Annotated in this window: 15 protein-coding genes; all 15 read left to right on the top strand. The window is 50.4% G+C overall.

What is annotated here, in order from left to right:
• Nucleotides 1–54: 54 nt before the first annotated feature.
• The 15 genes from ftsE (at nt 55) to EP073_RS05615 (ending at nt 14,418) form a co-directional block, all read left to right on the top strand.
• Entirely contained in the window at nt 55–759 is a 705-nt protein-coding gene (gene ftsE / locus EP073_RS05685) for a cell division ATP-binding protein FtsE (RefSeq protein ID WP_128466199.1), read from the top strand.
• A complete protein-coding gene (locus tag EP073_RS05680; protein ID WP_128466198.1) occupies nt 749–1,642 on the top strand; it encodes a cell division protein FtsX in 894 nt (297 codons plus the stop codon). Before ftsE ends, EP073_RS05680 begins: the two co-directional genes overlap by 11 nt.
• Nucleotides 1,632–2,813: a murein hydrolase activator EnvC family protein gene (locus EP073_RS05675; RefSeq protein ID WP_128466197.1), complete on the top strand. Its 1,182-nt coding sequence runs from the start codon at nt 1,632–1,634 to the stop codon at nt 2,811–2,813. The genes EP073_RS05680 and EP073_RS05675 overlap by 11 nt, the downstream gene beginning before the upstream one ends.
• Before the next feature lie 5 nt (nt 2,814–2,818).
• On the top strand, nt 2,819–4,057 hold the full coding sequence (locus EP073_RS05670) for a S41 family peptidase (RefSeq protein WP_128466196.1): 1,239 nt from the start codon (nt 2,819–2,821) through the stop codon (nt 4,055–4,057).
• A complete protein-coding gene (locus tag EP073_RS05665) occupies nt 4,050–5,276 on the top strand; it encodes a divergent polysaccharide deacetylase family protein (protein WP_128466195.1) in 1,227 nt (408 codons plus the stop codon). Before EP073_RS05670 ends, EP073_RS05665 begins: the two co-directional genes overlap by 8 nt.
• Before the next feature lie 19 nt (nt 5,277–5,295).
• Nucleotides 5,296–6,279: a tRNA (adenosine(37)-N6)-threonylcarbamoyltransferase complex transferase subunit TsaD gene (gene tsaD / locus EP073_RS05660; protein ID WP_128466194.1), complete on the top strand. Its 984-nt coding sequence runs from the start codon at nt 5,296–5,298 to the stop codon at nt 6,277–6,279.
• On the top strand, nt 6,254–7,240 hold the full coding sequence (locus EP073_RS05655) for a tRNA dihydrouridine synthase (RefSeq protein ID WP_128466193.1): 987 nt from the start codon (nt 6,254–6,256) through the stop codon (nt 7,238–7,240). Before tsaD ends, EP073_RS05655 begins: the two co-directional genes overlap by 26 nt.
• A gap of 145 nt (nt 7,241–7,385) precedes the next feature.
• Nucleotides 7,386–9,596: a heavy metal translocating P-type ATPase gene (locus EP073_RS05650; RefSeq protein ID WP_128466192.1), complete on the top strand. Its 2,211-nt coding sequence runs from the start codon at nt 7,386–7,388 to the stop codon at nt 9,594–9,596.
• Nucleotides 9,581–9,886 (top strand): HMA2 domain-containing protein, encoded by a 306-nt coding sequence (locus EP073_RS05645; RefSeq protein WP_128466191.1) that lies wholly within the window; start codon nt 9,581–9,583, stop codon nt 9,884–9,886. Before EP073_RS05650 ends, EP073_RS05645 begins: the two co-directional genes overlap by 16 nt.
• A gap of 11 nt (nt 9,887–9,897) precedes the next feature.
• Nucleotides 9,898–10,590, top strand: a complete 693-nt coding sequence (locus tag EP073_RS05640) for a hypothetical protein (RefSeq protein WP_128466190.1) — start codon at nt 9,898–9,900, stop codon at nt 10,588–10,590.
• Nucleotides 10,591–10,599: 9 nt separating this feature from the next.
• On the top strand, nt 10,600–11,004 hold the full coding sequence (locus tag EP073_RS05635; RefSeq protein WP_128466189.1) for a magnetosome protein MamC family protein: 405 nt from the start codon (nt 10,600–10,602) through the stop codon (nt 11,002–11,004).
• A gap of 21 nt (nt 11,005–11,025) precedes the next feature.
• Complete coding sequence (locus EP073_RS05630; RefSeq protein ID WP_128466188.1) at nt 11,026–11,349, top strand: YtxH domain-containing protein; 324 nt, start codon at nt 11,026–11,028, stop codon at nt 11,347–11,349.
• Between the two features lies 1 nt (nt 11,350).
• Entirely contained in the window at nt 11,351–11,575 is a 225-nt protein-coding gene (locus tag EP073_RS05625) for a hypothetical protein (protein WP_128466187.1), read from the top strand.
• A gap of 23 nt (nt 11,576–11,598) precedes the next feature.
• Nucleotides 11,599–13,698: a heavy metal translocating P-type ATPase gene (locus tag EP073_RS05620; RefSeq protein WP_128466186.1), complete on the top strand. Its 2,100-nt coding sequence runs from the start codon at nt 11,599–11,601 to the stop codon at nt 13,696–13,698.
• Complete coding sequence (locus tag EP073_RS05615; protein WP_128466185.1) at nt 13,699–14,418, top strand: hypothetical protein; 720 nt, start codon at nt 13,699–13,701, stop codon at nt 14,416–14,418. It begins immediately after the preceding gene.
• The last annotated feature ends 2 nt before the right edge of the window (nt 14,419–14,420 follow it).

Below are 14,420 nucleotides of genomic sequence, written 5' to 3'. Positions count from 1 at the left end.
CCATTCAACCCATAGGCGCATTCGTTTGCGCCGTAATCCCATAAGATTTTCGGAATGATAAAGCTATACAATGTCAACGTATCCTTTTTTGGCGAAAAGAAAGCTCTGGACGGCGTAAACCTTAAGGTCGCCCCCGGCGAGTTTCTCTATATCACAGGGGAGAGCGGAGCCGGAAAATCCACCCTCCTCAGACTGATTTACGCCGATCTCAACCCCACCAGAGGCATAGTCATGGTGGACGGTCAGAATGTCAGCAATATGACTCACAAGACAATTCCCTACCTCCGACGCAGCATAGGCGTTGTCTTTCAGGACTTTAAGCTGCTGGAGGAAAAGACGGTTTTCGATAACCTCCGCATGGCGCTTGAGATCTATTACCTCAAACCGAAGGTCATGGAGGATAAAATATTCCCTCTTCTGCGCAAGCTGGGCATTTTTGTCAAGCGTGACACCATGGTAAGGAAGCTCTCCGGCGGCGAAAAACAAAGGGTGGCAATCGCAAGGGCGCTGATTAACGAGCCGAAGGTGATTCTGGCAGATGAGCCCACGGGCAACCTCGATAACGACAACGCCGATTCCATAATGCGCCTGCTCCTTGAAAACAGAGACAAGGGCTCCACTGTAATAGTCGCCACCCACGATCAGCGCCTCATGGAGCATTTTCCCTCCAGAATAGTTGAACTGAAATACGGCAAAATAAGAACCGACAGCCAGACAGGCTTCACAGCGCCGGACAGGGAGGAAAACGATGAGAATTAGTGTCGTTCTCCGCAACGGATTCAGGCTTTTCAGGGAAACCATATCCCTGAACCTCGCCTCTGTAATCACTGTCATCACGGTACTTTTCATCTACAGCATGTTTGTTATAATCGGCAGCTCGTCCGATTCCTTCCTTAAAGAAATAACCAAGGTCGACTCCATGAGGGTTTATGTGAAATCATCCTCCAAAACCTCCGTGGATGAGCTGATAAAACAGCTTCAGGAAGTAGAGGGAGTAAGAAGCATCGTCTATTACTCGCAGGAAGACGCTTACAGTTACCTTAAAGACTCAACTGTGAATATAAACTATCTGGACAAGATTCCGGCGGAGCTCTTCCCCGCTTTTATTGAAATAGCCGTAAAGGACGACTTTCAGGAAGTGAGCCGTCTCAGGGAAATGGAGCGCAGAATTATAAGCCTCGCCAATGTTGATGTGGCAAGCTACGGCGAAAAATGGGTTCAGAACTTCAGCGACATACGCTCGGCGGTGAAAATATTCCTCGTGATACTCACCCTCCTGCTAACCGTCTCCGTCGGCATCATTATTTTCAACACCATACGCCTCAGCCTTTTCCGATACAGAGAAGATATAAAAATCTACAACCTCGTGGGCGCGACAAGAACATTCATAGAAATACCCTACGTTATCTGCTCATTCGTGGAGATAACCATTGCCTACTTCATATCCTCGGCGTTCGTGTACCTGTTCATGCTGTTCATGAATGTCAAGCTTCTTACGCCCGTGGGGCTGAACTTCATTGTTCTGCCCGATGTTTTCTATTATCTGAAAACTTATATCTACCTTGTGATTATAAGCACAATTGCCAGCATGATAAGCGTTGCCTCCTTCCTGAATAAGGTGAAAAGCATAAATGAATCTTAAAGCTGCCGCCGCCTGCTTTCTGCTGCTGTCTGCCGCTTACGCCTCAGCGGACTACTACGAAGACAGGCTCAAGGAAACCAGAAGCTACCTGACCGACATAAAAAAACGGCTGGATGAGGAACGCAGGCAGATAGACAAAATAGACAATACTAAAAAAACCGTTGCCCTCAAAGTGGATAACCTCAATGAAACCCTTGACGTTCAGGGGAAAATGATTTCGGAGCTCACCGGAGAATCGGCAAAGCTGAGAAGAGATGTTCAGACGCTCGAAAAGGAAACAGGCTCGCTGAACAGCGAAATAGCAAGGATAAAAGACTCGGTGGAGACCAGCAACATCTACCTGATTGACAACATAGAGTACGTGAACATCAAGCTTCTGCTGTTTACCAAGGAATCAAGAGACACCATAAAAAACATGGAGATTGTGGAGACAATAAACACGATCCTCATGAAAAAAGCGGATGAAATAGCGGCGAAATCCGCCCGTCTGGAGGAGATTAAGACTGAAAAAGAGGATAAATCCCGCGATATTCAGCATCTTCTCCGCATGAAGCAGCGTCTTGTAGATGAATACAACATAGAAAAGACAAAACTTAACCAGCTTGTCGCTGTCATGGAACAGGACAAGGAAAGCAAAAGGGAATATATAAAAATTCTCAGCAGAAAACAGCAGGATTTTGAAAAAAAGATGGACAGAATCCGCACTCAGCTTGAGGAAAACAGAAAAAAAGAAAAGACCGAAGAAGGAGATTCTACCCTGTTCGGAAGGCTCAAGGGTAAAATGGACTGGCCTCTGGAAGGAGAGATAGTCGAATTTTTCGGTCCCAAGAGGGTTGAAGGCTTTCAGGGCACAATCCAGAATAAAGGAATAAAAATAAGCCCGTCAAAGCACGGCGATGTACGGGCTGTCTTCGAGGGAACGGTAAAATATGTGGATAACATAAGAGGGTTCGGAAATCTGGTCATTGTCGGACACCCGGGCGCCTACTACACTCTGTACGCCAATATGAGCAGAGTCAGCGTGCAGACAGGCGGAAATGTGGCCGCAGGACAGGCAATAGGCTCCGTAGCTGTTGACCAGCAGCCTGAAACGCCCTATCTTTACTTTGAAATACGTAAGCATAACGAAGCCCTTAATCCTTCTGAGTGGCTTAAACCCGTTAGGAGATAAACAGTATGAACTTTAAAAAGAAACTTTTACCGGTTCTCGCAGCGTCAGCCCTTCTTATTTTTCTGGCAGCTTCGGGAATCTTCATCAGGGAAAGCGGCACAGCTTCCGCAAAATCCAGCAGATACGAGAATCTGGATTCGTTTACGGAAGTTATGTATCTGATAGAGAGAAACTATGTTGAGCCTGTGGAGAACAAAACACTTGTGGACGGCGCCATAAAGGGAATGCTTCAGGGGCTCGATCCCCACTCCACATACTTCACCGAAAAAGAGTACAAGGACTTTCAGGTGGAGACCAAGGGCGAGTTCGGCGGACTGGGCATAACCATCGGCATGAGGGACAACATCCTCACCGTAATAGCCCCCATTGAGGACACCCCCGCATTCAGAGCCGGACTCAAATCCGGCGACAGGATCATCAAGATTGAAGACAACTCCACAACAGGTCTGTCGCTTGAAGACGCTGTGAACAAGCTCAGGGGCAAGCCCGGAACAAACATAGCGATAACCATCCACAGAGACAATGTGCCGAAGCCTTTTGACGTGACCCTCACAAGGGCAATAATCAAGGTCAAGGCTGTCAAATCCGACATGATCGGAAAAGACGTTGCCTACATCAGGGTGACACAGTTCAAAGAGGATGTATCCGGCGAAATCAAAGCCGCCATTGAGCAGCTCAGAAAAAACAAATATAAAGGCATAATAGTCGACCTGCGCAACAATCCCGGCGGACTTCTCACAGAGGCCATCAATGTCTCAAGCATATTCCTCCCCTCCGGCAAGGAGGTTGTCTACACCAAGGACAGAACAGGCAAGGATCAGCACTTCAAATCCTCCACGTTTACCCTCAGAGAGGAAAAAACCCCCCTTGTGCTCCTTGTTAACGAAGGTTCGGCATCAGCGTCGGAAATCCTCGCAGGGGCTATACAGGACTATAAAAGAGGTATTCTTGTCGGTAAAAAAACCTACGGAAAAGCATCTGTTCAGTCGATAATACCTCTCAGGGACGGTTCGGCGGTTAAGCTTACCACGGCGAAATACTACACGCCGAAAGGCAGAATGATCCATGACAAGGGTATAGAGCCGGATCTCGCTGTTGAGGATGTTTCGGACAACGTTACCCTCACTCAGGATGAGATAGATAAACTCGCGGCGGATATAAGCAAGCCCGTGATCGACATGCAGAGAGATGAGCAGCTTAAGGCCGCTGTGGAAAAACTGAGGGAAATGATTAAAAATGGCTGAAAGAAAAAAACCGGCAGGGACGCCGAGAAAGCGCAGAACAACAGGGGCGGGTAAAACCGCCTCTTCAAAACAGCTATATATTCTGGGCGGCATTCTTGCCGCCGTTTTAGTTCTTCTTCTGGGAATTTTCCTCGGCATGAAGGCAGCAGGCAAAGGTGAACTCGCTGAGAAAAAAGAGGTAAAAACGCCCCTCTCCTCCGTTCAGGAAGAGGTAGTGACGAAAGATAACGAATCTGCCACTGTCGAAGAAGCGGACAAGGCTCTCAAGCTTGTGATGTTCAACCTCGGAATAAGCAGCGATGCAATAAAATCACGCAAAATGGATGACGGCAGCGTTCCCGTTATCACATACATCATCAGCCTGCCCGAAGACAAAAAGAACGAACTCACGGACGAGCTTCAGCCCATGCTTGAGGATATGGGGTTTAAAACAGTCCTCAGCGACAACCTCAGCGCATCCGGGGAAAACGGCAGCATCATACTGATATTCCCCGTTGAAAAAACGGAAAAACCCAAAGATAAGGACAAGCCTGTCGTTCTCCCTGCAAACGCCCCGAAGCTGGCGCTTCTGATTGACGACTGCGGATACAGTGTGCCTCTGGCGAAAAGGCTTGCAGCGATCAAGTACCCCGTAACATTCGCCATACTCCCCTATCTTCCCCATGACTCCGAAACAGCGGAGATAGCCCGTGCGGGCGGGAAAACAGTGTTCCTTCATTTTCCCATGGAACCCCTGTCATACCCCGACACTGACCCCGGCAAAGGCGCTGTTCTCCTGAATATGCCGCCCAGTATAATAGAGGCTCAGGCGGACAACAACGTTAAACAGATAGGCAGACTGGACGGCTTCAACAACCACATGGGCTCCGCCTTCACCGAAAGCAGCACCAAGATGGAGCAGGTTCTAGGCTTCATGAAGAAGCATACGGACACCTACATTGACAGCTACACCTCGGGCAAGTCCGTGGCTTACGATGTCTGCCTTAAGCAGGGCATGAACTGCGGACAGAACAGAAAATTCATTGACAATGAAAACAATGAAACATATATCAGAAAAAAAATCATGGAAGGGGTCGAACTGGCGAAAAAGAACGGCAGCCTGATCATGATAGGTCACCTGCGGGAAGAAACTATAAGCGTTCTGGAAAAACATCTTGCGGATGTTGAGAAAGCGGGCGTCCGCATAGTTTCCGTCAAGGAACTGACACACAGGAAATAACACTGACAAGGAATGCTTTTTGCTTTTTTTAGGGATAGAAACCTCATGCGATGAAACCTCAATGGCGGTGCTTGATACCGCCGAAGGGGTTCTCTCCACCCATACGGCGTCTCAGGCGGACATACACAACCTTTTCGGCGGGGTAGTGCCGGAGGTCGCCTCCAGAAACCACATACTCAAGCTGGAGCCGCTTTATGAAAAATGCCTTGCGGACGCTTCGATACGTCCGTCAGATCTTGACGTGATAGGCGTAACCAACGCCCCCGGACTTATAGGCGCGCTTTTTGTCGGCGTGGGCTTCGCGAAGGGGCTCGGCTACGGTCTTAAAATACCCGTCATGCCTGTGAACCACCTCTCAGCGCATATTCTCGCCGCTGAGCTTGAGCATAAGGAGCTTAAGCCTCCATACCTCGCCCTGATAATCAGCGGCGGACACACTCATATTTATGATGTGGACGCGGCGCTGAACTTCCGACTTGTGGCAAAAACCGTGGATGACGCGGCGGGAGAAAGCTTTGACAAGGTAGCCAAAATGCTTGACCTCGGCTATCCGGGCGGTCCCGCTATCGAAAAGCTGGCAAAATCAGGCAGAGGAGACGCCGTGCCTCTGCCGCTGGCGATGAAAAAGGAAGATAACTTCAGCTTCTCCGGTCTGAAAACCGCCGTGCTGAACAGCCTCAACAAAGGCATATATACAAAAGAAGACCTTGCCGCCTCGTTCCAGAGGACAGCTGCGGAAACACTGGTTCTCAAAACCATGCGCATCGCCCGCAGGCTGAAAAGACATAATGTAGTCGTATCCGGCGGCGTCGCGTGCAACGGCTACATAAGGGAAACCTTCAGAAACTCCTGCAAAAAAGGGGAGCATGTCTACTTTCCCTCGTTCCGCCTCTGCACGGACAACGGTGATATGATCGCCTATGCCGCAAGCAGGTTCTACAGCAGGCGCAGGTTTTTCTCCCTCGAAGGAACAGCTTATGACACTCAGCCGGAAATCGGATAACATAATCACAGAAAGCCTTAAGAAAAATGTATTTGTCGCCGCTCCCATGGCAGGCGTCAGCACGCCTCCGTTCCGTCTTGCCGTACGTGATTTTTTTGACGGAATAATTTTTTCGGAGATGGTCTCTGTTGAGGGGCTGATCAGGGGCGGGAAAAAAACTCTGGAATATGTCCGCCTCACGGAAAGGGACAATCCTTACGCCCTCCAGCTTTTCGGTTCCAGACCGGAATCGATCCATGACGCCATCAAGATCTGCGACGAACACTCGAATGCTGACTTTTACGACATAAACATGGGCTGTCCCGTAAAAAAAGTGCTGAAAAGCGGCAGCGGTGCCGCTCTGCTCAAGGACACGGTTAAAATCAGGGAGATAATCAAAGCTGCCAGAAAAGCCACTGACAAGCCGCTGACGGTCAAAATCCGCCTCGGCTGGGACAGAGGCAGCATAAACTATCCGGAAGTGCTCGAAATAGCCGCAGGTGAAGGCATAGACGCCGTAAGCCTGCACGGACGCACCAAATCAGAGATGTTTTCAGGCGAAGTCGACTACGCCATGATCGCTGACGCAGTGAAGAGAAGCCCTATACCGGTCATCGGCAACGGAAATGTTGCCGACACGGAATCCTGCCGCAGGATGAGAGAAACCGGAGCGGCGGGCGTAATGATCGGGCGGGGAATGATGAAGGCTCCGTGGATTTTCAAGGCGCTTTCAGAGGGCAAGGACCCGGACGGCTTCCTCACGCCCCGGGAGATACACTCGCTCATTTACAGAATGATCCGTTATGAGGCACTCTACAGAGAGGAAAAATATTACTCGGACGCGATAAAAAAATATGCTGTCTGGTTCACGAAAGGTCTTCCGGAATCCTCAGTATTCAGAACTGAAATCTACACAACAAAAACTATGACAGAGACCACAGAACTCATTGACAGATATTTTGAAAATATCCCGGTTCTCTGACAGTTACGAACCTCCGCACAATACTCCCTTAATTTATCTGACATTTTTTAACATTTTGACTTGAAAATCATCTCAAATAGGATATATGATTAGATAGAAACTAACTTTGTTAACCATATTTTTAATAAAGTTTTAGGTGGCTAAATTGATAACGATTAAACACTCTCTCAAAGGGCGAATCCGCCTTAAATATAAAGAAATGACCGGCTCTCCTTCCTTAGCTGCGGCAGTGGAGGAATCCCTGCTCAAGCTCCAAGGAGTAAGCGGTGCGAGATGCAGCCACATAGGCGGCAATATAGTTATAAATTATGACTGTACCGCTGTTCTGCCCTCCGACCTTATTAAAGCCATAACCGAAACCAAGCCCCTTCTCCGCTCTGAGATTAACGCCCCTGCATGCAAAAGACAAGGCTGCGTATGCGTAAGGAGCGAGCGCCCGAAAGCGGATACGACCGCCACGGAGTTCGGCATTCTTTCCGCTGTTCTCGGCGGTGTATTCATACGCACCAAAATATTCCGGCTGGCGGTAACTCAGTCACTGTTCAGCCCCCTTGGGCTCATCGCAGCGGCGTTCTCCGTTCCTCTCATAGCAAAAGCTGTGAGCGACTTCGGCAAAACTGGCAAAATATCCCTGAACAGCTTCCTCGGCGCTGGCGTTGCGTCCGCAGCCATAGCCGGCGAAGCCCTTACCGCCCTTGAAATCCTCTGGGTAAATACGGGAAGCGACCTGCTGAACGGTTATGTTACCGAGAAATCCCGAAAGGCAATAAAAAGCATACTTGATGTCACTTCTAAAACCGCCTTCGTTTACAGAGACGGAAACGAGATAGAAATCCCTGTGGAAGATATACTGGTGGGGGATACAGTCGTTATCCACACAGGCGAGAAAATCTCCGTGGACGGGCTGATCACCTGCGGTGAGGCGGCAATAAACGAAGCCTCCATAAACGGACGCAGCGAGCTTGTGCACCGCTTTGAAGGCGAACAGGTATTCGCCGGAACCTATGTGCAGAACGGACTTATATATGTTCAGGCAAGCCATGTAGGGGATGCCACTTACCTTTCAAGAATACTCTGCCTCGTTGAGGACTCCCTCGGAAACAAGGCTCCCATAGAACTCGAAGCGGACAGACTGGCGAGAAAGCTTGTAAACACAGGCTTCTGGATGACTCTGGGCACATACCTTGTCACACGCAGTTTTTACAGGGCGTTCTCCGTCCTCCTTGTGATGACGTGCCCCTGCGCCACAGTACTTGCCGCATCATCCGCAGTGAGCGCTGCCATATCAAACGCCGCTTCAAGGGGCATACTGATAAAAGGCGGAAGATACCTTGAGGAAGCGGGTTCTCAGGAGTCCTTCTGCTTCGACAAAACAGGCACAATAACCACAGACGAACCGAAGGTAATCTCCATTATCCCGATCAAGGGAAAATCGGAGTACGACGTAATATATTCGGCCTACACCGCAGAGCTCCACAACAGACACCCCGTAGCCGTCGCCATACGTGACAAGGCAAGGGAAATGTGCAGCACGGAAAGCACCCACGCCGTATGCGAAACTATCCTCGGAATGGGCGTGCGCGCCGAATCCATGGGCAGGGAGATCTTCATCGGCAACGCCAAGCTGATGAACAAATACGGCATAAGCATCACCAAGCTCGCAAAAGCGCGGGATGAGGCGGAAAAGCTCGGCTTAAGCGTCATATATGTGGCGGAAGACGGCAAGGTGATAGGCATTCTCACTGTTGAAAACAAACAGAAGGAGAATGTGGAAGCCGTGATAAAAGGTCTCCGTGAGGAAGGGGTGAAGGAGTTCATCCTTGTTACCGGAGATGAAAAATACTCCGCACAGGCAATGGCGGACAGGCTCGGTTTCAACAAATGCCATTACTCCGTTCTGCCTGAGCAGAAGGCGGACATAGTGGCTGAGATTCAGCAGTACCATAAAGTCACCATGATAGGCGACGGCATAAACGATGTACTGGCGCTGGCAAAGGCGGATCTGGGCATAGCCATGGGCGCCGCCGGGTCTGACGTTGCAGTGGAAGCGGCGGACATAGCCCTTGTGGATGATGACCTTGAAAAAATACTCTACTTAAGAAAACTCAGCAGAAAGACAAAGGAAGTAATACACCAGAACTTTATGCTGGCAACAGGCTCAAACGTAGCTGGGGCGTTCCTCGGCGCGGCGGGGCTTCTGCCTCCGGTGATGGCGGGGCTTCTGCACATAGCCCACACAGCGGGTGTTCTGGCTAATTCTTCCAGACTTTTAAAATACGAAATGCAGCCTCTCTCCGTTGTGGAAACGGAAGCAGCTGAATTAACAGAGGATGGGGAAAAATGCTCGAAGATTTAATCGCGGCAAAGAAATACGTCACAGTTGCCCACCATGTGGAAGGCAGGATAAGGCTCAAGGTTGACCCTTCCGTGGTGAAGGATCCCGTGAGCAAAAAACTCGAACAAATAAGCAGCAGCCTCCCCGGTGTGCTCGACACAAGGGTGAACATAATGGCGCGCTCCGTTGTAATACGCTACGACCCGAACATAATAGATCCGACAACATTTGAAAAGCTTATAACTACAAAAGATACTGAAGCATGCAGGGAGATACTCAAACGCTACGAGGACACCTACATGCAAAGTTAAGGAGGCAGTACATGGGAAAAAAAGCCGCTGACGCGGAAAATCCCGTTCAGGAAGAAAGCTGCACCGATAAACCGCAGAAAAACTCTGCATCGGGAAATGAACAGGCTAAAGAAGAAACTCCTCAGAATGCCTTCAGAGCATCGGAGAAACAATCAGGCGGCGAACAGACGCCCGCCGGAGATCAAACGGAAATACCCTACGGATACGCACCAAACGGAGAAGAGTTCACAGGCATGCCTGAATACGGCTTTCAGCAGCAGCCGTACGGCTATATGCCCCCTCCCCCTCCGCCGCCATACGGATACGGCTATATGCCGCCTCAGCCGCCGTACGGGTACATGCCGCAGATGCCTTACGGGTATATGCCGCCGCCCCCGCCGCCATACGGATACATGCCGCAGCAGCCTTACGGCTATATGCCCCAGATGCCGCACGAAGCGCATCACGGGAATCATCAGGAGCACCACGGAGATGATCCCTTCGGTATGCTGTTCGGCAAGTTCGGGGACATGATCAAGGAAAATCCGCATCTTTCCGCTGTAGGGAAAATTGCGGATGCGTCAGGAAGCGACTTTGTGAAAGGAATGCTGATCGGAGCGGGCGTCGCGATGCTCTTTTCCAACGATTCCATCAAGGATTCACTGATGAGTATTTTCTCTAAAACTCTCGGCGGAATGGCAGAGGATGCCGAAGAAACCGAATAGGAGGATTTTATGCACCATCTGGTAAAAGCAGCCGCAGGCGCCTCCCTCGCGGGCGGAGTAGCAGGTGCGGTAGTAGGCGGAGCAGTATCCGCCGCCAAACAGGCAAAGGACGTTAAGGAAGGCAAAATCACCAAGGAAGAAGCCGCCAAAAGAACAGCGAAAGACGCGGCAGGCGCAGGAGCGGCGACAGCAGTCGGCGTTGCGGCTGTGAGTCTTCTCAGGCTCGGCGGGGTTTTCGGAATACTTGCGGTATTCGCGGTGGCGGCGGGCACAAAATACCTGCTGGACACAGAAGGTAAAAAAGCCTGTAAAAAAGTGAAATCATCTGTCGGCAAGGCTGCCGGAAAAGTCAGCGAAGCTGCCGCGGCGGTAAGCGAAAAGATGAAAAACGAAGAACCTTTAAAATCAGAATAATATATAAAAAAGGAGGCTCACATGAGCGATCAGAAACAGAATCCCCAGAACCCTCAGGCACCCCAAGGTCAGCAGTACGGCTACTACCCTTACCCCTATCCCCCTCAGCAGCATTATGCGGACACTTCCGTTTATCCTCACCTTAAACAGTGGTTCAACTTCCGTGAACCCAGCTATGTGAAAGGCTTCGCTGTCGGAGCGGGCATTGCCCTTCTTCTCACAAACCCCACAGTTAAAAAAGCCATAGTCAAAGGTGTTGTTAAGGTTTGGGGCGGGCTTCAGTCCGGCGTTGAAGAACTGAAAGAGCAGATCAGGGACGTTCAGGCGGAAGTCGAAGGGGAATAACGTGAGCGGCGAAAACAAGGCGGCGGCGAAAAAGAAAAACGCCTCCGCCATAATGCGCAAACGCAAAATAGTTAAAAACGCCATGATATTTGCCATGGCGGCGACTGTGGTAACAGGCTTCGGCAGGGGCAAGGGGCATAAACAGCTCCACATAGCCTCCGGTATTGCCCTTGTGGGTCTGAGCATTTACCATAATTATCTCTACCCTGAAAATATGAAGAGTTAGAAGGTGCTGTCATTTTAGGCTCAATGTTTTTCACCGGACTGGAAAAAGTCGGAATAGTGCATGACATGCCGGGGCGTATACGCCTCAAGGCTCCCGTTCTGGGCAACCCCGCTCTGGATGCAACCCTTGTGGAATCCGGTCTGGAGCAGATTAAGGGCGTTAAGTCCGTTCGTGTGAACCAGAAAGCCAAAACGGCAGTGGTCAGCTTTGACAAAAATACTGATGTCCGGGGAGATGTTCTGGATGTTCTCTCAGCGTTCAGCCATACGGTTTTCAACGCGGAGGAGGAGCTCCAGAACTCCCCCGATTTAATCAATGTCTACTGGGCGGGAACAATGTGGCTTCTCAAGCTGTTCCTGCCGCAGGGACTGAGACGCCCGCTTACCTATCTCGGCGCTGCGCCTATCCTCATGGAGGGGATTGAAACCCTTTTCACCAGAGGGCTGAAGGTCGAGGTGCTGGACGCTGCCGTTATCTCCATGCTCCTTGCCAGAAAAGACTACTTTACCGCGGGTTCCATAACCTTCCTGCTGAATCTCGGGCATTATCTTGAGGAATCCGCCGAGTACAGGTCTGACAAAATGCTGAAAAGCCTTATCAAGCCCGAAGTGGAATACGTCTGGGTGGTCAGGGGACAGTCCGAGGAAAAGACCGCAGTAAACGATCTCCAGATAGGGGATCTTGTGCGGGCAGGCTCAGGGGAAATGATCCCCGTGGACGGCAAAGTCGCCTCCGGTGAGGGGCTTGTTAATCAGGCATCCGTCACAGGCGAAAGTCTGCCGGTTCACATTAAGCCCGGCGACTATGTTTATTCCGGCACGGTGATGGCGGAAGGAAAAATCATCATCGAAGCCGAAAAGGTCGGCTCCGAAACCACAACGGCACGCATAGCGAAGTTCATAAGCAATTCGCTGAAAAACAAATCCAGAACCGAAGTTAAGGCATTCGCGGCGGCTGACAAGATGGTTCCCGTAACCTTCGCCGCAGGACTCGCCACCCTCCTTCTCACAAGGGATTTCAGGCGTGCGTCCTCCGTTCTCTCGGTGGACTACTCCTGTGCGCTCCAGCTTGTAACGCCCACAGCGATCAAGGCAAGCATGTTCAACGCCGCAACTGAGGGCATATTCATCAAAGGCGCTCAGGCGCTTGAAAACCTTGCCGAAATAGACACTATTATTTTCGACAAAACAGGAACGCTTACAAAAGGGACACTCTCCGTAACGGAGGTTAAGCCCTATAACGGATATAACGAAAACGAAATAGTCAGAATCGCCGCCTCTGCGGAAGAGTACTACTCACATCCCATAGCCTCTGCCGTGGTAAAGGAGGCGGAAAACCGCAGCCTTAAAACAGAGCAGACAGGCGAGGTGGATTTCATCATAGCCCACGGCGTCTCCGCATATGTCGGCGGCAAAAACGTCCTTGTGGGCAGCCACCATTTTGTGGCGGAGGATGAAAAAGTTGTATGCTGCTTTGCTGATGAGGATGCCCGTAATATGCGCAAAAAGGGGCAGACCATACTTTATGTCGCAATAGACGGCAAGCTCTGCGGTCTTATTGCCCTCAAAGATACCTTGCGGGATGAATCGGCTCAGGTTATAAAAGAGCTTAAGAAGTACGGCATTAAAAAGACCGTTATGATCACCGGTGACCACCGTGATTCGGCTCTGCATGTGGCGGAACTGCTCGGCATAGACGAAGTTTATTACGAAATGAAGCCCGAGGACAAGGCGGGCATAGTAAAAAAACTTAAAACTCAAGGCTGCAAAATCGCCTTCGCAGGTGACGGCGTGAACGACGCGCCCGCCCTGCTCACCGCTGATGTAGGCATAAGCCTTCCTCAGGGGGCGGATCTCGCCAAGGAAACCGCCGCAGTCATACTTCTTCGGGAAGACCTCATGGGAATAGTCAAGGCAAGAGTGCTCGCAGTGAAAACCATGAAGGTGATAAAACAGATGTTCCGGTTTAACATAGGCGTGAACACCGCTACAGTTGCTCTCTCGCTCATGGGCAGAATAAGCCCGCTGACAAGCGCCCTGCTCCACAACGGAACCACGCTTTCGACACTGATTTACGCCCTGAGTCTTTCCTCATACGGTGTAAAACAAAAAAAGGAGAAGTAGATGCTTAACCTTCAAAACGCCGAAAGCGGCCGCTGCTACATAATAAAAAGCTCGCCACAGGGTGATTCGGCGCAGAAGCTCGCCTCCCTTGGGCTTTACAAAGGCAGCGCCGTAACCAAGCTCGATCTGGACGATATAAAATACCCCACTGTCAAAATTGATACAAAAAACGGTGTAAGAGTGCTCAGCGGTCAGCTCGCCAAGCATATCACCGTCCGTGCGGGCAGCGGAGAGCCCAAACCGTTTTACGAAGTATCCCCCTCGTCCACCGTGATCACCTACAGCGTCGGCAAATCCGACAAAAACGCCGCAAGGCTCGCCATGCTAGGTGTTAAGGAAAGGATGAAGGTCAAGATAATAAAAAACCTGCCTCCCATGGAATATGTGATCACGGTCAACCATAAAAACAGGGTGCGTATCTCCGAAGCGGTAGCCGCCATGATCGTAGGCGATACCGTGAACAGGAAGGACTTTCAGCTTACATTCTCACCCAAGGGCACAGAATTCAGAGTTACCGGCATAGCGGCGGGACAGAAGATAACCGCATTCCTCAGCGGTGTTGAGATAGGCATAGGCTCAGTTATAATCATGGAGGGAATAGAGAGCGGAAAACGGGTTGACCTAGACGCTGAACAGGAAATAGTGCTCTATACCCATGAAGGGCTTATAATAACCATGTCCTCAAAAACCGCCTCAATGATTGAGGTTGAGCAGGGATAGCC

Origin of the sequence: Geovibrio thiophilus, from assembly GCF_004087915.1 — a bacterium.
Lineage (GTDB): Bacteria > Chrysiogenota > Deferribacteres > Deferribacterales > Geovibrionaceae > Geovibrio > Geovibrio thiophilus.
Note: the sequence above shows the minus strand (reverse complement) of the source record. Positions and strands in the feature narration are given on the sequence as shown.